This is a genomic window from Promicromonospora aerolata, from assembly GCF_042682255.1.
GTDB classification, from domain to species: Bacteria; Actinomycetota; Actinomycetes; order Actinomycetales; family Cellulomonadaceae; genus Promicromonospora; species Promicromonospora aerolata.
Genome location: NZ_JBHUHF010000001.1, coordinates 2,803,340 through 2,823,236, shown reverse-complemented (window position 1 = coordinate 2,823,236; position 19,897 = coordinate 2,803,340). Strand labels below are relative to the sequence as shown.

15 protein-coding genes are annotated in these 19,897 nt (G+C 71.8%); 5 read left to right on the top strand and 10 right to left on the bottom strand.

The genetic code is table 11. From position 1 onward, the window contains the following. Positions 1–95 precede the first annotated feature (95 nt). Entirely contained in the window at positions 96–1,085 is a 990-nt protein-coding gene (locus tag ACFSL2_RS12690) for an NAD-dependent epimerase/dehydratase family protein (RefSeq protein WP_377198210.1), read from the top strand. A 116-nt stretch (positions 1,086–1,201) separates the two neighbouring features. Here ACFSL2_RS12690 and ACFSL2_RS12685 read toward each other — a convergent pair whose 3' ends face one another. The 4 genes from ACFSL2_RS12685 to ACFSL2_RS12670 form a co-directional block, all read right to left on the bottom strand. Further along, the gene (locus ACFSL2_RS12685) at positions 1,202–2,806 is read right to left on the bottom strand and encodes a GMC family oxidoreductase (protein WP_377198209.1); all 1,605 of its coding nucleotides are present in this window, start codon (positions 2,804–2,806) and stop codon (positions 1,202–1,204) included. Further along, positions 2,799–4,283 carry an aldehyde dehydrogenase family protein gene (locus tag ACFSL2_RS12680; RefSeq protein ID WP_377198208.1) on the bottom strand — a complete coding sequence of 495 codons (1,485 nt, stop codon included), beginning with the start codon at positions 4,281–4,283 and terminating at the stop codon, positions 2,799–2,801. Before ACFSL2_RS12680 ends, ACFSL2_RS12685 begins: the two co-directional genes overlap by 8 nt. A 38-nt stretch (positions 4,284–4,321) precedes the next feature. Then, positions 4,322–6,415 carry a choline BCCT transporter BetT gene (gene betT, locus ACFSL2_RS12675; protein WP_377198207.1) on the bottom strand — a complete coding sequence of 698 codons (2,094 nt, stop codon included), beginning with the start codon at positions 6,413–6,415 and terminating at the stop codon, positions 4,322–4,324. A 189-nt stretch (positions 6,416–6,604) separates the two neighbouring features. Further along, the gene (locus ACFSL2_RS12670; RefSeq protein WP_377198206.1) at positions 6,605–7,744 is read right to left on the bottom strand and encodes an Mrp/NBP35 family ATP-binding protein; all 1,140 of its coding nucleotides are present in this window, start codon (positions 7,742–7,744) and stop codon (positions 6,605–6,607) included. A gap of 118 nt (positions 7,745–7,862) precedes the next feature. Here ACFSL2_RS12670 and ACFSL2_RS12665 point away from each other — a divergent pair, with 118 nt between their 5' ends. After that, positions 7,863–9,866, top strand: coding sequence for a hypothetical protein (locus ACFSL2_RS12665; RefSeq protein ID WP_377198205.1), 2,004 nt, complete (start codon positions 7,863–7,865; stop codon positions 9,864–9,866). Here ACFSL2_RS12665 and ACFSL2_RS12660 read toward each other — a convergent pair. Both ACFSL2_RS12660 and ACFSL2_RS12655 read right to left on the bottom strand, forming a co-directional pair. After that, positions 9,845–10,345, bottom strand: a complete 501-nt coding sequence (locus tag ACFSL2_RS12660; RefSeq protein WP_377198204.1) for a DUF1003 domain-containing protein — start codon at positions 10,343–10,345, stop codon at positions 9,845–9,847. The genes ACFSL2_RS12665 and ACFSL2_RS12660 overlap by 22 nt on opposite strands. Further along, entirely contained in the window at positions 10,338–11,672 is a 1,335-nt protein-coding gene (locus ACFSL2_RS12655) for a magnesium transporter MgtE N-terminal domain-containing protein (RefSeq protein WP_377198203.1), read from the bottom strand. Before ACFSL2_RS12655 ends, ACFSL2_RS12660 begins: the two co-directional genes overlap by 8 nt. 72 nt (positions 11,673–11,744) lie before the next feature. Here ACFSL2_RS12655 and ACFSL2_RS12650 point away from each other — a divergent pair, with 72 nt between their 5' ends. Both ACFSL2_RS12650 and ACFSL2_RS12645 read left to right on the top strand, forming a co-directional pair. Further along, on the top strand, positions 11,745–12,773 hold the full coding sequence (locus tag ACFSL2_RS12650; protein WP_377198202.1) for a YflT domain-containing protein: 1,029 nt from the start codon (positions 11,745–11,747) through the stop codon (positions 12,771–12,773). A gap of 501 nt (positions 12,774–13,274) precedes the next feature. Further along, complete coding sequence (locus tag ACFSL2_RS12645) at positions 13,275–14,246, top strand: hypothetical protein (RefSeq protein WP_377198201.1); 972 nt, start codon at positions 13,275–13,277, stop codon at positions 14,244–14,246. 111 nt (positions 14,247–14,357) lie between these two features. Here ACFSL2_RS12645 and ACFSL2_RS12640 read toward each other — a convergent pair whose 3' ends face one another. Together ACFSL2_RS12640 and ACFSL2_RS12635 are read right to left on the bottom strand one after the other, a co-directional pair. Next, positions 14,358–15,908 (bottom strand): aminopeptidase P family protein, encoded by a 1,551-nt coding sequence (locus ACFSL2_RS12640; RefSeq protein ID WP_377198200.1) that lies wholly within the window; start codon positions 15,906–15,908, stop codon positions 14,358–14,360. Positions 15,909–15,920: 12 nt separating this feature from the next. Next, entirely contained in the window at positions 15,921–16,748 is an 828-nt protein-coding gene (locus ACFSL2_RS12635; protein ID WP_377198199.1) for an alpha/beta fold hydrolase, read from the bottom strand. Between the two features lie 163 nt (positions 16,749–16,911). Here ACFSL2_RS12635 and ACFSL2_RS12630 point away from each other — a divergent pair, with 163 nt between their 5' ends. Continuing rightward, positions 16,912–17,760, top strand: coding sequence for a PHP domain-containing protein (locus ACFSL2_RS12630; RefSeq protein ID WP_377198198.1), 849 nt, complete (start codon positions 16,912–16,914; stop codon positions 17,758–17,760). 8 nt (positions 17,761–17,768) lie between these two features. Here the strand turns inward: ACFSL2_RS12630 and ACFSL2_RS12625 are convergent, their stop codons facing one another. Together ACFSL2_RS12625 and ACFSL2_RS12620 are read right to left on the bottom strand one after the other, a co-directional pair. Continuing rightward, positions 17,769–18,065 carry a DUF1905 domain-containing protein gene (locus ACFSL2_RS12625; RefSeq protein WP_377198197.1) on the bottom strand — a complete coding sequence of 99 codons (297 nt, stop codon included), beginning with the start codon at positions 18,063–18,065 and terminating at the stop codon, positions 17,769–17,771. 168 nt (positions 18,066–18,233) lie between these two features. Further along, positions 18,234–19,883, bottom strand: a complete 1,650-nt coding sequence (locus tag ACFSL2_RS12620) for a DEAD/DEAH box helicase (RefSeq protein WP_377198196.1) — start codon at positions 19,881–19,883, stop codon at positions 18,234–18,236. Positions 19,884–19,897 lie beyond the last annotated feature (14 nt).

Genomic DNA, 19,897 nt, shown 5'->3' with positions numbered 1-19,897 from the left:
GCGAGGAGTCACACCCACCGGTGGTACGCCGCACGAAGATTCGCCACGGGCAGATTCACCTGGTCCTCGCCGTGCCGATGCGGTTCCGTGGAACCATGCGAATCCTGGTTCTCGGTGGAACGGTCTTCCTCTCCCGCGCCGTCGCGGAGGCGGCGGTGGCACGCGGGCACGACGTGACGTGTGCGGCACGCGGCGTGAGCGGCACGGTGCCCGACGGCGCCACGCTCGTCCCGTGGGACCGCGCCGAGGCGGTGCCGTCGGAGCTCACCGGCGCGCCGTTCGACGCCGTCGTCGACGTCTCGCGCCTCCCGTCGCACGTGCGCCGTGCGGTCGAGGCGTTCCCGGACGCGCACTGGACGTTCGTGTCGACCGTCAACGTCTACGCGGACACCGCCACGCCGGGCGGCACTCCCGCGACGCTGCCCCTCCTCGACCCCGTGGAGACCGACGAGGACCCGAAGTCCAGCCCGGAGACGTACGGCGCCATGAAGGTGGCCTGCGAGAACCTGGTCCGGTCCGGCGCCGCGGCGGCCCTCGTGATCCGGCCCGGCCTGATCGTCGGACCGGGCGACCCGAGCGGGCGGTTCGCCTACTGGCCGGCCCGGTTCGCGCAGGCGGCACAGGACGGGCTGCCGGTGCTGGTCCCGGAGCCCGTCGACGCCCCGGTGCAGCTCGTCGACGTCCGCGACCTCGCGGAGTGGATCGTGACGGGGGCCGAGGCGGGCACCACCGGCGACTTCGACGCGGTCTGCCCGCCGCTGCCGCGTTCGGAGCTGCTCGCCCAGGTGGCCGACGGCGCCGGGGCCGATCCCGAGCTCGTCGCCGTGTCCCCGGAGGTCCTCGCCGAGCACGAGGTCGTTCCGTGGTCGGGCCCGCGGTCGATACCATTCTGGGCCGCCGACCTGGTCGACGCCGGCTTCATGGCCCACGACGTCACGTCCTCGCTGGCGGCGGGACTGACGATCCGGCCGTTCTCCGAGACTGCCCGCGACACGCTCGCGTGGCTCAGCGCCACGCCGGACGCCAAGGCCACGGGCCTGACCCGAGCCGAGGAGCAGCAAATCCTGACAACACTCGGCACTTAAATCTGCGGTGTCCCCCGGTCGAACGCCGTGCGGGTTGCGGATAGCGGCCGCATTCCGCAACCCACACGGCGCTCGACTCCCGGGCAGCCCCGGGGCAGCCCCGGGCAGCCGGGGGGTCAGGCTGGGGGGCGGTCCTGCTTGAGGAAGTCCGCGCAGCGCTCACCGATCATCATCACCGTGATGTTCGGGTTGACCGAGGTGATCTCCGGCATCACCGACGCGTCGGCGACGCGCAGGCCCGTGACGCCCTTGACCCGCAACCGTGGGTCGAGCGGGGAGCCGTCGTCGTCCGGTGCACCCATCCGCACCGATCCCGTGGGGTGGTAGACGGTGTTGTGCGTGCGGGAGATGTAGTCCGCGATCTCCTCGTCGGTCTGCACGTCCGGACCCGGGTACAGCTCCGGTCCCGCCCACTCGGCCATCGCGGGCTGCGCCACGATCTTCCGGGCCAGCTTGATGCCCTCGACCATGACGGTCATGTCGTACGGGTCCGTGAAGTAGCGGGGGTCCACCATCGGCTTGTCCCGGAAGTCGCGCGACCGCAGCCGGACGGTGCCGCGAGAGCGCGCGTGCGTCACGTTCGGCGTGAGGCAGAACCCGTTCTCCGTGGTCGGGTACCCCTGCCGCGCCGTGTGCATGTCGAACGGCACCGAGCCGTAGTGCATCATCAGGTCCGGCCGGTCCAGGCCCGGCTCGGTGGCCGCGAAGATGCCGATCTCCCACCACTGCGTCGAGGAGGTGACCATCGGCTGCTTCGCCTCCCACTGGATCACCCCTTCGGGGTGGTCCTGCATGTGCGAGCCGACGCCGGGAGCGTCCACCAGGACGTCGATCCCCACCTCCGCGAGGTGCTCCGCCGGGCCGATCCCGGACAGCATGAGCAGCTTGGGGGAGTCGATCGCACCCGCCGACAGGATCACCTCGTGGTGGGCGGTGAACGTCCGGTGGTGGATCAGGTCCGGGTCGAGCACCTCGACCCCCGTGCACCGGGTGCCGTCGAAGACCAGCCGCTTGGCGCGGTGCTCCGTGAGGATCGTCAGGTTCGGCCGGTCGAGGATCGGGTGCAGATAGCTCACCGACGACGACGAGCGGACGCCGTCCTCGCGGGCGTTGATCTGGAAGAAGTTCGCACCGGTCACGACGGTGGTGCCGTCGTTGAACTGCACGCGGGGGATGCCCGCCTGCTCGCACGCGTCCAGCACGGCCACGCCGCACGGGTCGGCCGCCGGGACCTGCCGGATCCGCACGGGACCGTCGTGCCCGTGGTGGGCGCCCGGCTGGTCGTTGTTCTCGAGCTTCGTGTAGTACGGGCGGGACTCCTGGGCACGCCAGCCGGTGGCGCCCAGCGCCTCCCACTCGTCCAGGTCCTCCGCGGGGGCCCAGAACGCGATGCACGAGTTGTGCGAGGAGCACCCGCCGAGCACCTTGGCGCGTGCCTGCCGCATGAACGAGTTGCCCGCCGTCTGCGGCTCGACCTGGTAGTCCCAGTCGTAGCCCGACTCCAGCAGCCCCATCCAGCGGTCGAGGCGCAGGATCGCGTCGTCGCCGACGTCGGACGGGCCTGCCTCCAGCAGGGCGACGGAGACCGCCGGGTCCTCGCTGAGCCGCGCCGCGACGGCGGCGCCGGCCGAGCCGCCGCCGATCACCACGTAGTCGAAGGCGCGCTCACCGGTCCGTGCGGTGGACTGCTCGGTCGGTCGCTTCGCGGGCAGCTCAGTCATCGGTGCCTCCGAACCACCCGGTCACCGCCGGGCGCAGGTTCTGGTAGATGTGCTTGGACTCCTGGTACTCGGCCAGGCCGGCCAGGCCGAGCTCCCGGCCGAAGCCCGACTGCCCGTAGCCGCCCCACTCCGCCTGCGGCAGGTAGGGGTGGTAGTCGTTGATCCAGATCGTGCCGTGCCGCAGCCGGTTCGCCACCCGCTGCGCCTTGCCCGCGTCCTGCGACCAGACGGCGCCGGCCAGGCCGTAGAACGTGTCGTTGGCGATCTCGACCGCCTCGTCCTCGCTGCTGAACGTCTCCACGGTGACGACGGGACCGAACGCCTCCTCGATCACCGCGGAGCTGCCGCGCCGCACGCCGTCGAGCACCGTGGGCAGGTAGTAGAACCCGGCCTCGAGCTCACCGGTGCCCCACTTGCCGCCGCACCGCACGACAGCACCCTCCTCGACGGCCTGCTCCACGTAGGCCGTGACCTTGTCCCGGTGCGCGGCCGAGATGAGCGGACCGGTCTCCGCGGCCTCGTCCCACGGCCCGCCGAGCCGGATCTGCTGGGCACGGCGCACCAGCTCGTCGACGAAACGGTCGTGGACGGACTCCTCGACGACCAGCCGTGCCCCGGCGGAGCACACCTGTCCCGAGTGGACGAACGCCCCGTTGAGCGCGTTGTCCACGGCGGCGTCGAAGTCCGCGTCCGCGAAGACGACGTTCGGGTTCTTGCCGCCCAGCTCCAGCGCCACCTTCTTGACCGTGGCCGCGGCGCTCGCCGCGATGATGCGGCCGGTGGCGAGGCCCCCGGTGAACGACACCATGTCGACGTCCGGGTGCGACGACAGCGGAGCCCCTGCCTCCGGACCCGCACCGAGCACCAGGTTGGCGACGCCCGCCGGGACGCCGGCGTCGGTGAGGACCTCCATCAGGAGGACAGCGGTGTGCGGGGTGAGCTCGCTCGGCTTGAGCACGAACGTGTTGCCGGCGGCGAGGCAGGGCGCCACCTTCCACACGGCCTGCAGCAGCGGGTAGTTCCACGGGGAGATGAGGCCGCAGACCCCGACGGGCTCGTGCACCACGCGGCTGAGCACGTCCGGGCTGCCCGCGTCGACGACCCGCCCGGCGTCGACGCCCGCCACCTTGGCGTACCAGCGGAAGCAGGCGATGCAGTCGTCCATGTCGATGCGGCTCTCGACCAGGCGCTTGCCCGTGTCGCGGGACTCGGCGAGGGCGAAGTCCTCGGCCCGCTCGGTGAGCAGCTCGGCCACGCGGTGCAGCAGCTCACCGCGCTCGGGCGCGGTGGTCGCGCGCCACGGGCCGGTGTCGAACGCTCGCCGCGCCGCGGCGATCGCCCGTTCGGTGTCGGCGGCGGTCGCCTCGGACACCTCCGCGACGAGCGAGCCGTCGGCCGGGCAGCGGATCTCGCGGGTACCCCCCGCGGCTGCTGCCTCCCAGAGGCCGTCGATGTACAGGGTGGTCGGTGTGCTCATGGTGGTGCTCCGGTCGGGACGTGCGGGGCGTGCGGTGGTCAGCCGTCGATCTGTTCGGTGTCGTGGGTCGGTGAGCTGCTCGCGTGCAGGAAGAGCAGGTGCCGCTCGTACTGGTCCAGGACGTCGGCGATGAGCTGTTCCTTGGCGTAGTCCGTCACGTCGTAGCCCTGCGTGCCCTCGGCGAGCAGGACCTCGATGCGGAAGTACGTCTCGTCCTGGTCCGAGGTGTTCATGCGGAACGTCGGCGTGGGGTGCGCCTGCGGCCACAGCGTGTACGTGAACGGGTCCTCGTCACCGTGCTCGACCGTGAGGGTGATGGCGGGCAGCCCGGTCTCGCCCACGGGCGCCTCGGTGCAGGAGGTCGTGATGCCCTGCTCCTCCAGCGCGGCGGAGACCTCGGTCAGCGCGGGGCGCACGGTCTTGTCGATGAAGCGCAGCGCGTGCCGCCGGTCGGGGAAGCTGACGAGCCGTGTGAGCCGCTGCCGCCACCCGGGTGCACCGGCGGTGCCGGCGTGCCCGATGCGTCCGGACAGGCTGGAGGGCAGCGCGGCGCGCAGGGTGTCGAACTTCTGCCCCTCGGTGCGCAGCACCTTGTAGAGCGCGATCATCACGCCGAACATCACCAGCGAGAACGGCAGGCCCATGATGATGGTGCCGGACTGCAGCGTCGAGATGCCGCCCGCCAGCAGCATGCCCATGGTGAGCAGGCCGGTGGCCGCCGCCCAGAAGATCCGCAGCCAGATCGGCCCGTCGTCGCCCGCCCGGTGGAGCTTGGAGGTCAGGTTGGACAGCACGAGGGCGCCGGAGTCGGCCGACGTCACGTAGAACAGCAGGCCGATGAAGATGGCGAGGCCGATGGTCGCCGGCGCTGCGGGGAACTGTTCGAGCAGCGCGTAGATGCCCGATGCCGGGTCGTTCATCGCCGCATCGCCGAACGCCGCGCCCTCGGCGCCGCCGTTGCGCATGTAGTCCAGCGCGCTGTTGCCGAAGATGGACACCCACAGCAGCACGAAGACGAACGGGATGGTGAGCGTGCCGACCACGAACTGGCGGATGGTCCGGCCGCGCGAGATGCGGGCGAGGAACAGGCCGACGAACGGCGCCCAGGCCACCCACCACGCCCAGAAGAACAGCGTCCACGCGTTCATCCAGTCGGTCGGCGCGTCGAACGCGTAGGTGTTCAGCGTCATGCCCGGCAGGCGGGACACGTAGTCGCCGACGTTCATCACCAGGCCGTTGAGCAGGAACGTCGTCTTGCCGGTGACGACCAGGAACAGCAGCAGCGCGAGGGCGAGCACCACGTTGAGCTCGGACAGGCGCCGCACACCACGCTGCACGCCGGAGACCACCGACAGCGTCGCCATCACGACGGCGAGCGCGAGCAGCGCCACCTGGGCGCCGACGCCGATCGGAATCCCGACCAGGTCGGAGAGCCCGCGGTTGAGCATCTCGACGCCGATCCCGAGGGTGGTGGCGAGGCCGAAGATGGTGCCGAGCACGGCGGCGACGTCGACGGCGTCGCCGAGCTTGCCCCAGACCCGGTCGCCGAACAGCGGGTGCAGCACGGAGCGGATGCTCAGCGGCATGTTCCGCCGGTAGGCGAAGTAGGCGATGGCCATGCCCATGAGGGCGTACATGCCCCAGCCGATGATGCCGTAGTGGAACAGCGTCCAGGTGATGGCCATCCGGGCGGCCTCGACGGTGCCGCCGTCACCGACGGGCGGGGCCAGGTACTGGCTGGCGGGCTCGGCCACCGAGAAGAACATCAGGTCGGTGCCGATACCGGCGGCGAACAGCATCGCCGACCAGGTGAAGAGCCCGAACTGGGGCTTGGACTGTTCGGGGCCGAGCTTGATGCGCCCTGCCCTGGACAGGGCGACGCCGATGACGAAGACCAGGAACGCGGCGGCGGCGATGAAGTAGTAGGCGCCGAACCAGTCGGAGATCCAGGTGACGACGACGCCGATGTACTGCTCGGTCCGGGCCGGCCAGATGATCGCGGCCAGGCCGACGACGAGGATCAGCGTCGCGGAGCCGAAGAACACCGGCGGGTTGATGCTGCTGTGCCGTCGTGTCTCTGGTGGGGTCTCGGCTGGTGCGGTCGGGTTGTCGGTCTTCGCCGGGGTGCTCATGTGTTCCTTTGTCGAGGGCTTTGGGGCGGTGCCCACCGTACAACTACATGAATTTTCACCTGCTGCCGACCGGTGGTCGTGCCGCTCTGCCCGAGGTTACGCCCGGCGTCGGAGGGCCGCGCGCTGCCCGGGGAGCGGTGCGTGCGCTGCCCCGGGTCCGGCGCGTCCCGTTCCGTCGTGCGCGCCCGGTCAGACCGGGGCGAGCCCCAGGCTGCGGCCGGCGAGGCCGCGGCGGCGGCGTGCGAGCCCGCGCGCGACCTCGCCCAGCACCCGGGCGCCGGGCGAGTCGGGCGCGGTCAGGACCACCGGCATACCGCTGTCCCCGCCCTCGCGGACGGCGACGTCGAGCGGCACCTGGCCGAGCAGGGGCACGTCCGTGCCGACGATCTCGGTGAGCCGCTCGGACACCCGCGCGCCACCGCCCTCGCCGAAGATCTCCAGCCGCGTGCCGTCGGGCTGCTCCAGCCACGACATGTTCTCGATCACGCCGACCACGCCCTGCTGCGTCTGGGTGGCCACCGACCCGGCGCGCTCGGCGACCTCGGCCGCGGCGGCCTGCGGCGTCGTGACCACGAGGATCTCGGACGACGGCAGCAGTTGCGCCACGGAGATGGCGATGTCGCCGGTGCCGGGCGGCAGGTCGAGGAGCAGCACGTCCAGGTCGCCCCAGAACACGTCGGCCAGGAACTGCTCCAGTGCACGGTGCAGCATGGGGCCGCGCCAGACCACGGGCTGGCCCGCCGGCACGAACATGCCGATGGAGACCACCTTGACGCCGTGCGCGATGGGCGGCAGCAGCATGTTGTCCACGCGGGTGGGCTGCCGGTCGACGCCGAGCATGCGGGGGATGGAGAAACCGTAGATGTCGGCATCGATGACGCCGACCGACAGGCCGTCCGCCGCCAGCGCCACCGCGAGGTTCGCCGTGACCGACGACTTGCCGACGCCGCCCTTGCCGGACGCCACGGCGTACACCTTGGTCATCGAGCCCGGCTGCGAGAACGGGATCACGGGGTCGCCCGCGCCGCCGCGCAGCATCGACCGCAGGGAGGAACGCTGCTCCGGCGTCATGACGCCCAGCTCGACGTCGACGCCCGCCACGCCCTCGACGGCCGTCGCGGCGGCCGTCACGTCCTTGATCAGGGTCGACTTCATGGGACACCCGGCGACGGTCAGGTCGATGCCGACGGCGACGTGCCCGCCGTCGGCCACGTCGACCGACCGGACCATGCCAAGGTCGGTGATGGGGCGCCGGATCTCGGGGTCGAGCACACCGGTCAGCGCGTCGCGCACCCGATCCTCGAGTGTGGGGGAGTCGACTGAGCTCATGAATCGATCCTATGGGCGAGGTCCAGGGGCACTGGAATCAGCGTGGTCTTTCATGACTTTGCAATGAAGGTCCGATGAAAACGGTACGCTGCGTCACCACCAAGGGTGAGGAGGCCCCATGACCGAGCCACGCGTTCCCACGCGAGTTCGGCGTGTCGCCTCGGAGGACCAGGCCCGCGAGCTCGCCGCGGCGCTGCAGCGGCCGCGCCGCGACCACCCGGTGGTGGTCATCTCGACCCCAGCGGGCCACGATGCCCCTTTCGTGGACCCGCAGCGCGTGCTCGACGACGTCGCCGGGCTCGCCGAGGTGGTCGTGATCCCCACGGGCGACGTGTCGTGGGCGTTCTCGTCGGGCATGCCGCCGGACACCCAGGTCTACGGCGGGGCGTCCCGGGTCTACGGAACGGACCTGGAGTGGGTGCACCACCCGCGCCGTTCGCCGCTGCACTTCGCGTACTCCGCGGACGAGGACGCGCGGGTGCGTGACCGCCTCGTCGGCGACGTCATGCGGTTCGCGGTGCGAGCCGGCATCGTCGGCGCGGCGCGGTCCATGCCGGACGCGGCGGCCACCGAGGGCAAGGTGCTGGGGGTGCTCGGCACGCGGGCCCTCATCAGCACCGCCGACGGCGGCCAGGCCACGATCGCGGAGGAGCTCGTGTTCTCCGACGTGCCGCTGGCACGGGTGCTCGCGCCGGGGATGCGGGTCACCGGTGTGCTGGACCCGGCGCGCCGCCTCCTCGACATCCGCTGCATGCTGCCCGACGTGGCCGCGCTGCGCCGGGCGGTGAACGCGGCCTACCGCGTGGGCCAGGTCGTGCTCGGCCGGGTCGAGGCCGTCGAGCACGACGCGGTGCGCATCGCCCTCGCGCCCGGCGTCGCCGTGCGGGTGCGCCGTGCCGAGATCACCGGCAACGACCTGGACCTGCTCAGCGACCTCTTCACCGCGGGCGAGGTGGTGGCCGCCCGCCGGGTGCCGGCACCGCTCGACGGCCTGGCGCTGCGGCTGGACGACGTCGACGAGTCCGAGGACGAGCCGGTCCCCGCGATCGCGCTGCTGGACGGTGGGCCGCCGTGGCTCAAGCCCTCGGAGGTCGAGCACACGCCGGCCGAGCACGCGCAGGTCGGATCTCCACTGGTCGGGCCCGCGCTGGTCGCTCCGGTGCCGGGTGGGCCGGTGCCGGGTGGGCCGACGTCCCGCCGGCCGGTTCCGGAGCCATCCGGAGGCGCCGTTCCGCCCACCCCCGCCGACCTGTACGGCGTGCGCCCGAGCGATCCGCCACGCCCCGAGGGCCCTGGACCGACGGACGGCGCCGGCGCCGTGCCCACCCCTCCCGGCGGTCAGCGGGCGCCGACCCCCGGCGACGTCGCCGCCTGGCACGCCGGTGGGCACGACGCCCTGCCGTCACCCGCCGCGACCGAGACCCCGGCGGAGCCGGCCGGCAAGGCGACGCGTGACCTGAGCCTCTCCCTGGACGCCGCCAAGTCCCAGGTGGCGGCACTCTCCAAGGAGCTGGTGGACGACAAGGTCAAGCGGCACCAGGTCGAGCTCGAGGTCGACCGGCTGCTCGGCCGCGTCGGCGAGCTCACCGAACGGCTCGAACGGAGCGAGCGGCGTGCCGAGCAGCAGGCGACAGCCCTGCGCAAGGCACGGCAGGAGGCGGCACGCCTGCGCCGACGACTGGGCGACGCGGGGGTGGAGGAGCCCGAGGAACGCTACTTCGTCGACGACGAGGAGCAGCTCCGGTTCGAGGTCCTCGCCGAGTGGGCCCGTGCCATCCCGGCCGCCGAGAAGTCCGGCCGCCCGCTGGCGGAGTACACGCTCGGACCACGGTTCCTCGACTCCCTGACCGGCGTCGAGGGTGTGAGCCGGGACCGCGTGGTCTGGACCCTCGTCATGGTGCTCACCGGGCTGGCGCCCGAGATGAACGGACTACAGGTCCACCGGCTACGGACCGGCTCCGGCGGTGACGACCCGATACGCCAGCGAGACGACGGCGCGGCGTGCTGGCGGGTGTCGCTGCAGGTCAACACTCCGTCGGCCCGCAGGCTGCACTACTGGAAGCTGCCGGGCGGTACCTACGAGCTGTCGCGCGTGGTGGTTCACGACGACGTGGAGCCCTGACCGTGGTCCTTCTCCTCCAGCTCCTCCAGGAGGTTGCGGATCTCCGACCGCACGAAGTCGCGCGTGGCGACCTCTGACAGGGCGATCCGGAGCGCCGCCATCTCGCGCGCCAGGTACTCGGTGTCTGCGAGGTTGCGTTCACCCCGCTGCCGGTCCTGCTCGGCCGTGACGCGGTCGCGGTCGTCCTGCCGGTTCTGCGCCAGCAGGATCAGCGGGGCAGCATAGCTGGCCTGCAGGGACAGCATCAGGGTGAGTGCGGTGAAGCCGTTGGCGGCGCTGTCGAACCGCAGGTTCTCCGGGCCCCAGGCGTTCCACACGAGCCAGAGGACGCAGAACACCGTGAGGTAGATCAGGAACCGCGGCGTACCGAGGAACCGGGCGATCCCCTCGGTGGCCTTCCCGACGGCGTCCTGCTCCATCCGGAACCGCGGTACCAGGCTGCGGCGCTGCGCGAGCGGGGTGTCCAGGCGGTCAGCCACGGGTCGCCTCCCGTCGCTCCGGCTCCCGTCGCTCCGCTTCCCCGCGCCCGGCGGGCACGGACTGCGGGCCGATCGACTCCAGGTGCTCGTCGTCGCTGCCCCGCCAGTCGTCCGGGAGGATGTGGTCCAGCACGTCGTCGACGGTGACCACGCCCAGGAGCCGGCGCTGGGCGTCGAGCACCGGCAGGGCGAGCAGGTCGTAGGCCGCCAGCAGGCGGGTCACCTGGCCCACCGATGCGTCGTGGGTGAGCCACTCCGTCTCGGCGTCCAGCACCGACGCGACCGCGGCGTGCGGCGGCTCGCGCAGCAGCCGCTGGAAGTGCGCCACGCCGAGGAACCGGCCGGTCGGTGTCTCCTGCGGGGGACGCACCACGAACACCATCGACGCCAGCGCCGGCGGCAGCTCGGCCCGCCTGATCTGGGCCAGCGCCGTGGCGATGGTGTCGTCCGCGCCGAGGATCACCGGCTCCGTCGTCATCAGGCCGCCCGCCGTGTCCTCGGCGTACTCCAGCAGCCGCCGGACGTCGGCCGCCTCCTCCGGCTCCATGAGGTTCAGGAGCTGGGTCGCCTGCTCGTCGGGCAGCTCGTTCAGCAGGTCCGCGGCGTCGTCGGGCTCCATGGCCTCCAGCACGTCGGCCGCACGATCCCGGTCCAGACCCGAGAGGATCGCGACCTGAGCGTCCTCCGGGAGCTCCTCCAGCACGTCGGCGAGGCGCTCGTCGTTCAGCGCGCCGGCTATCTCCAGCCGGCGCGCGGTCCCGAGCTCGTGGATGACGTCCGCGAGGTCGGCGGCCCGCATGTCCTCGTACGCTTCCAGCAGACGAGCGGCACCCTGCTCGACCGAACGCCGGGTGAGGTCCTGCACGGCGTCGACCGGCACGGTCAGGGTGGAGCCCCGGCGGAACCGCGTCGACCCCCGGGTGGACCGGCGCCGCACGAACAGCTGGTCCACCAGCCAGTCGCCCGTCCGCTGCTGCGCGATCGACACGTCCTCGATGGTGACCTCTCCCGAACCGTCCTTGAGCTGAACGCGACGATCCAGCAGCTCGCCCAGCACCACCGACTCCATGGCACGCTGCTCGAACCGCCGCATGTTGACGAGACCGGTACTGATCACCTGGCCCGCGTCGATACTGGTCACCCGGGTCAGCGGAAGGAACACGCGGCGCCGGCCCGGAACCTCGACCACCAGGCCCACCGCACGCGGAGCGCCCTTGGCCCGGACCAGCACCACGACATCACGAACCCGGCCCACCTGGTCACCGATCGGGTCGAAGACCACCGTGCCTGCCAGGCGTGCGACAAAAACCCTCGTGCTGGCGCTCACGCTGGTCAGCCTACGGCCCGCTCCTGTGGCACGCTCCTCGCCACTGGCGACAAGGTAGGAGAGACTAGGGGCATGAGCATGTCTCGCCCGGGTGCCGTCCCGAAGGTCCCGACCCTGCCGGCAGGCGACGAGGTCGCTGCGTATTCCACCTACCTGGAGGCGCAGAAAGCAGTCGACTACCTTTCCGACAACAAGTTCCCCGTCGAGAACGTCACCATCGTGGGCACCGACCTGCGCATGGTGGAGCGCGTCACGGGGCGTCTCACGTACGGCCGGGTGGCGCTCGCGGGCGCCCTCTCCGGTGCCTGGTTCGGTTTCTTCGTGGGCCTGTTGATCACACTGTTCGCGGGCGAGGCGGGCTTCCAGGTGATGTTCGCCGGTATCGCGCTCGGTGCCGGTTTCGGCCTGCTGTTCTCGATCCTGTCGTACACGTTCACCCGCGGTCGACGGGACTTCACGTCGTCGTCGCAGATCGTGGCCGCCACGTACGCGATCCTCTGTGGCCATGACCACGCGAGCGACGCGCGGGCGCTCCTGATGCGCTCGCCGAGCGGGCTGGGCAAGTCCCGCGGCAACGCGACCGTCGGGGTGCCGGCTCCCGTGGCGCCGACCCCTCAGGCGCCCGGCGCCGAGCCCGCGCAGCCCGCCGCTCCGCCGGCCCGCCCGACCGACCCCCGCTGGGTCACGCCGACGGGTGAGCCCCGGTACGGCGCGATGCGGCCGGGTGCTGATGCGGGTGCTGGAGCCGCTCCCGTCGACGCCCCGTCGGGTGCTCCCTCGGATGCGCCTGCGGATGCGCCTGCGGATGCGCCTGCGGATGCGCCGGGTGCTGGTGCTTCGGGGGCTGGTGCGTCGGGTGCTGGCTCGGCGGGTGCTGGTACTGCTGGTGCCTCGGGCGCGCCTGCGGATGTGCCGCAGTCGGGCACGCAGTCTCCGGACGCTCCGGCCGAGCCGCAGCAGGCCGCCCCGACCCCGCCCGACCAGGCAGCGGAGGCCCCCGACGGCCAGCGCCAGGACGCGGCGAGCAGCCCGGACGACTCGCCCACGTCGCGCACCCGCTACACGAACCCCTACGCCCCGCCGCGCGACGACCAGAAGTAAGCACCTCTGCCAGCTCCGCCGGGCAAGGCCCGGAAGAACCAGCACTGGCCGCTCCCCGGGGAGGACGGGAAGAAGGGCCTCTGGTCGCTCCCGGGGAGGTCCTGAAGGAGCAGCGCTGTTTGCACCGTGCCGAGTTCGGTCACTTGCACGATTCGCGGCGTGACTTCGGTCGGATGGGATGAGATCGGTCAGTCAACCGACCGATCTCATCCCATCCGACCGAACTCACTCCCGAGCAGGGTGCATTCGACCGAAGTCGCGCTTTCGGGCGGGGTGCGTCCGACCGAAGTCATTGCGCGGTGGAGCGAGTGAGACCGATGTGGCTTCCCGGTGGAGCGCAGCGGAGCCACGTCCCGGGTATGGAAAGTTCGTGTCGCGCAGAGACGCCCGCAGCGACGTCGCAATGAGCGGAGCACGACCACAGGCCCTGTGGATTGGCTCTTGTGCACAGGGCCGGGCTGTGCGGGCAGCGGCGCGCCGTGGATCGTGCACCGTCGGAACATGGTCCAGGTAGAGATTCCCGCCGTCGCGCTCGCGCTCGAACAGAGCCGCAACAAGCTGTCCGCCGCCGCTCGCACCGGCGTCGTCCTCCGTGTCCGACGTGGTGCGTACTGCGCTCCGGGCGATCTCCGCGTGGACGGACGACCCAGCCCACCGCGCGAAGAGCGCATGAAAGCTCTGGCCCGCGCCGCTGCTCTCCACGTCCAGCTTCGGGCCGAGCATGTGTTCAGCCACAGCACGGCCGCACTTCTGCACGGGTGTCTCGTCTGGGCGACCCCGAAGAAGACGCACCTCTACCAGCGGTATCGCCCGTCGGGCCATGCCGCGGACGACGTCGCGCGACACTCCTGGACCCTTGCACCCGAGGAGGTCGACGTCGCAGCGGGTCTGCCGGTCACCTCTCTCGCCCGTACGGTCGTCGACTGCGCGCGCACCATGCACCCGCTGGAGGCGCTGGTCATCGCCGACTCTGCGCTGGCCCTCGGTCTCGATCGAGCCGTCCTGACCGAGATTCTCGATGCCCGGGCCGGACACCGGGGCAAGCAGCGAGCGCGTCTGGTGATCGAGCTGGCCGAGTCGGGATCCCAGTCGGCATGGGAGACCTGGGTCCGCTACGAGCTCCTCCGGGCCGGCCTGCCCCGGCCGACCACCCAGCTGCCCGTCCGGACCGACCTCGGGACCTTTCACACCGACCTCGGGTACGAGCGGTGGGCGCTCGGCATCGAGTTCGACGGCCGCGTCAAGTATCGGCCCGACGGCGTCCGCCCCGGTCACGATCCTGCTCGGGAGTACATGGCCGAGAAGAACCGCGCTGACGCCATTCGGAGGGCCGGGATCACCGTCGAGCGTGCCAGCGCGGCTGACAAGAGCGACGTCGCGGCGATGATCGCGAGGTTCGCCCGGCATCTGCCGCCAGAGATCGTGGCGGCGGCGAGGAACGACCCCCGCCTCCCGCCGGTCTGGCGCCGGTGAGTTCGGTCCGATGCACCAGGACAGAGATGACTTCGGTCGGATGGGATGAGATCGGTCAGTCAACCGACCGATCTCATCCCATCCGACCGAAGTCATCGTCGTGGCTGGTCCTCAGCGCAGCGACGCCATCCACGCCTCGACGTCCTCCGGGCGACGCGGCAGCGCCGCCGAGAGGTTCTCGTTGCCGTCCACGGTGACCAGCACGTCGTCCTCGATGCGCACGCCGATGCCGCGGAACTCCTCGGGCACGGCAAGGTCGTCGGCCTTGAAGTAGAGGCCGGGCTCGATGGTGAACACCATGCCCGGCTCCAGGACGCCGTCGAGGTAGAGCTCACGGCGGGCCTGCGCGCAGTCGTGCACGTCGAGGCCCAGGTGGTGCGAGGTGCCGTGCACCATCCAGCGACGGTGCTGCTGGCCGTCGTCCGCGAGGGCGTCGGCGGCGGTGACGCCCTCGGGCAGGAGGCCCCACTCCTCCAGGCGGGCGGCGATGACCTCCATCGCCGCCGCGTGGACGTCGCGGAACTTGGCGCCGGGCCTGGCCGCGTCGAACGCCGCGTCGGCCGCGTCGAGCACCGCCTGGTAGATCTTGCGCTGCACGTCGGTGTACTCGCCGTCGACGGGCAGGGAGCGTGTGACGTCGGCGGTGTAGAGGGAGTCGACCTCCACGCCGCCGTCGAGCAGCAGGACGTCTCCGTCGTGGATCACGCCGTCGTTCCGGATCCAGTGCAGGGTCGTGGCGTGCTCGCCGGAGGCCGCGATGGTCTCGTAGCCGACCGCGTTGCCCTCGAGCCGGGCGTGCCCGTCGAAGGTGGTCTCCACGACGCGCTCTCCGCGCCGGTGCTCCTTCGCGGCGGGCAGCGCGCGGACGACGGCCTCGAAGCCCTCGATGGTGCGGGCAACGGCCTCGCGCATCCGCTCGATCTCGTACTCGTCCTTGACGAGCCGCAGCTCGGAGGTTGCCTCGACGAGGGCCTCGTCGGTCAGGGCGCCCTCGTCCTCGCCGGCCTCGAGGCGCAGCTCCTCGACGAGCGACTCCACGGCATCGTCCGCTCCGGTCACCACGAGAAGGCGCACACCGCCGTCGCCGACGTCCTTGGCCAGGGCGTCACCGAGCTCGTCGATGTGGCGGGCCTCGATGCCCGTGAGCGCCTCGACGTCGGCCAGCGACGGGCGGGCGCCGACCCAGAACTCGCCGTAGCGCGCGTCGGCGTAGAACTCCTCGTTGTCGCGCGGCGCGAGCGGGCGCACGTACAGCACCGCGTGGTGGCCGCCGTCGACACCGTCCGGGCCGGCGTCACCGGAGCCGTCCTCGACCGGGTGCAGCACCAGGACGGCGTCCGGCTGGTGGTCGGTGCCCAGTCCGGTGAGGTGCGCGAACGCCGAGTGCGGCCGGAACCGGTAGTCGGTGTCGTTGGAGCGGGTCTTGAGCGAACCCGCGGGGATCACCAGACGCACACCCGGCAGGCGCTCGGAGAGCGCAGCACGCCGCGCGACCGTGTACGGCGCGGCGGGGGACGCCGTGAGGCCCAGCTCGGTGCGCGGGGACCACTGCGACATCACGAAGTTCTTGAAGGCGGTGGAGGCGGGGCGGTGCGAACGGTTGGACCCGCGGTCCGCGGTTCCCTGCTCGTCGGGCTGCGAAGAGGTGGTGGGCTCGCTCATGCGCCCAGTGTTTCACGCACGCCGGGCGAAGTCTCCGAGCGCCCTGGTGAGCACCCGGTTGAAGGTCGACGGAGCCTCCATGTTGACGTCGTGGCCCGCGCCGGGGATCACGACGAGCGACCCGTCGCGCGCCGCTGCCAGGTGGCGCTGCTCCTCGATCCGCATGGCGTCACGGGCGCCGTTGACGAACCAGAGCGGGACCCGCGCGGCACGCACGTTGGCGATCGAGGAGCGTCCGGCCAGATGGGTCAGCGCGTCGGTGACGACGTCCCAGGTGGGGCGATACATCTCGGCGGTCTGGTCGGGCGTGATCTTGACGCTGCTCAGGTCCGCGCCGCCAGGCGCGGTGCGCAGCGGCCGCAGGGTCGGCACCGAGAGGCGTGCGCGATGCACGCTCGGGTGCACCACCCGGCCGGTCACGCGGCGGGCGAGGTAGGCGGCGTTCGCCACGCTCTTCGCGATGTCCCGGTAGAGCCGGACGGGCTTGCCCTTCGGGTCCGACGTGCAGCCGGCCGCGAGCACGCCCACGAGGCGGTCGGTGGTGGCGGGCCGGGCAGCCCAGGCGAGCGACGTGTAACCGCCGAGGGACAGCCCCACCAACGCCACCGGTCCGGACGGCAGGGTCGCGACGGCGTCGTCGAGCGCTTCGAACGCGCCGTCCATGGTGAACCGGGCGTGACGCCGGGAGCCGTGCGCCGGCAGGTCCACCGCGACGGCCTCGTGGCCGGCGTCGCGCACGTGCGCGAGCTGGTTCTCCCAGATCGCGCCCGAGCTGCGCACGCCGTGCACGAAGACGACGCTCGTGCGGGCGCCGGACGGGTGCTGGTTGCTGCTCATCATCCCTTCGATGATGCGCGATCCGCGAGGGCAGGCGGCGTACGCCGACGGAACGGCCCGTGAACGTGCTGTGAGGGCTTGATGCGGCACACCGCCACGGGCGGAGGTGCCGCACCTCACGGGCGCCGGCAGCACGGCCGGGCCGGCGGCTCTCTACGCTGGGGGAGTGATCGACCTCCATACGCACTCCACCGCGTCAGACGGCACCGACTCGCCAGCGCGCCTGGTCGAGGTCGCCGCGCGGGCCGGCATCACCACGCTGGCCATCACGGACCACGACACGACGTCGGGCTGGCCGGAGGCCGCCGAGTCGGCCGGCCGCCACCAGATCGGGCTGGTGCGCGGCGCGGAGATCTCTGCGCTCGCCCGCACCCCCGGATGGGGCACCGGCGTGCACCTGCTCGCCTACCTGCACGACCCGACGCATCCCGACCTGCTCGCGGAGACCCAGCGCACCCGCGACGACCGGACGTCCAGGGCTCGGCGCATGGTGGACCTGCTCGGTGAGGACTACCCGATCACGTGGGACGACCTGCTCGCCCAGACGAAGTCCGGTACGACCATCGGGCGACCGCACATCGCGGACGCCCTGGCAGCGGCGGGGGTCGTCAGCGACCGCGACGAGGCGTTCGCCACGATGCTCCGCCCTGGCACGCGCTACTACGTGGGCCACTACGCGCCCGACGCCGTCGACGCCGTCCGGGCGGTCCGCGCCGCGGGCGGCGTGCCGGTCTTCGCCCACCCCGGGGCGGACGCGCGCGGGCGGATCGTGCCTGACTCGACGATCGAGGAGCTCGCTGCGGCGGGTCTCGCTGGTCTCGAGGTGGACCACCGCGACCACACCCCGGACCGGCGCCGCCGACTGCGCGAGGTCGCGGAGTCGCTGGACCTCCTGGTCACGGGTTCGAGCGACTTTCACGGCGCGGGCAAGACGAACCGGCTGGGCGAGAACACGACCGAGCCCGAGGTGCTCGAGGCGATCGCCGAGCAGGGGGTGCTCGAGGTGCTCCGGTGACGTAGCGGTCACACGTCGATGGTCTCCAGGACCACGGTCACCGGCCGCTCGGGGCTCAGGTCCTCCGCCTGCCGCACCTTCTTCTTCATGGGCAGCACGTAGCCACCGTCCCGGTCGCTCGGGAAGACCGACGTGGTCCAGGTGGTCTGCCCGACCGTCACGCGCACCCGGATCGACCCGAACCCGCGCGGGGGCAGCGGGAGGTCGGCCAGCTCGTCGGAGTGCTCGGGCGGCACCGTCACGAACCACCAGGAGTCGGTACGTACCTGCCACTGCCACAGGGCAGCCGTGAACTCGATCTGCACGGAAAGCAACCTACGCCCCTCTGCGGAAAGAGAGCCCCACCGCCCACGAGTTCGGTCGGATGGGATGAGATCGGTCAATCAACCGACCGATCTCATCCCATCCGACCGAACTCATGGCCGCCTCTGTTCAGGCGACCGAACTCATACCGCCAGCTGGTCAGCCGTGCGTCAGTCCTGGGCCTGGCCGCCACGCGTGCGGCGACGGTTACGGCTCCGACGGCGACGCTGGCCACCCTCGTCCTCACCGCTCGCCGCCGGGCGCTCGCCCGACGTGGTGCTGCCGGCGCCGCCGTCGGGCCGAGAGGTGGCGCGGGACTCGCCGTGCGAGCCGCCCCGCCCGCCGGAGCGGGACTCGCCGTGCGAGCCGCCCTGGCGCCCGCCCGAGCGGGGAGCGCCGGAGCGTCCGCCGCTGGAGCGCGCGCTGCTGTTTCGCTTGCCCGTCTCGCCCAGGTCCTCGAGGTCCTCGGCGTCGAGCCCCGCGAGCCGCTGCGCGGACCGCGGCAGACGGCCCTTGGTGCCCTCGGGGATGCTCAGGTCGGCGAACAGGTGCGGTGACGTGGAGTAGGTCTCGACCGGCTCGGGGAAGCCGACCTCGAGCGCCTTGTCGATGAGCGACCAGCGCGGCACGTCGTCCCAGTCCACGAAGGTGACGGCGGTACCCGTGTTGCCCGCGCGGCCGGTGCGGCCCACCCGGTGCAGGTAGATGCGCTCGTCCTCGGGGCACTGGTAGTTGACCACGTGCGTGACGTCGTCGACGTCGATGCCACGGGCGGCGACGTCGGTGGCGACCAGCACGTCGATCTTGCTGTTGCGGAACGCTCGCAGCGCCTGCTCCCGGGCGCCCTGGCCCAGGTCGCCGTGGATGGCGCCGGCCGCGAACCCGCGGGTCTGCAGCTCGTCCGCGACCTTGGCGGCCGTGCGCTTCGTACGCGCGAAGACGATGGAGCGGCCGCGCCCGTCGGCCTGGAGCAGACGTGCCAGCACCTCGATCTTGTCCAGGGCGTGCGCCCGGTACACGACCTGCTTGATGTTCTTGACGGTCGCGCCCTGGTCGTCCGGCTCGGCGGCCCGGATGTGCGTGGGCTGCTTCATGTAGCGGCGAGCCATCGAGACGACCGCGCCCGGCATGGTCGCGCTGAACAGCATGGTGTGTCGCTGCGCGGGGGTGCGGGCGAGGATCTTCTCGACGTCGGGCAGGAATCCGAGGTCGAGCATCTCGTCCGCCTCGTCGAGCACCACCGTCGCCGCACGGAGCAGCGTGAGGTGGCCCTGGTTGAGCAGGTCGATCATGCGGCCGGGCGTACCCACGACCACGTCGACGCCCGACTTCATGGCGTCGATCTGCGGCTCGTAGGCGCGGCCACCGTAGACCTGCACGATCCGGACGTTGCGCTTGGATGACGCGGTGCTCAGGTCGTTCGCGACCTGCACCGCGAGCTCGCGCGTGGGGACCACGACGACGGCCTGCGGCTTGCCGGGGGCGACGAGCTCGTCGTAGCCGGGCTCACCGGGGGCGACGACGCGGTGCAGCAGCGGAACGCCGAAGCCGAGCGTCTTGCCGGTACCGGTCTTCGCCTGGCCGATGATGTCGTGCCCGCTCATGGCGACGGGCAGGGTCATCGCCTGGATGGGGAACGGGTGCGTGATACCCGAGTCATTGAGTGCCGCGACGATCTCGGGGCGGACACCGAAGTCCGCGAACGTCACGTTCTGCGCCTGGATGGCGGACGGGCTGGAGTAGTCGGGTCCCGAACCGGTGGTCGGCTCGGGGTTCGTCACAATGGCCGCACTTGCGGCCGGGGTGTCTGTGGTAGTCACTGGCGCCTTCATCT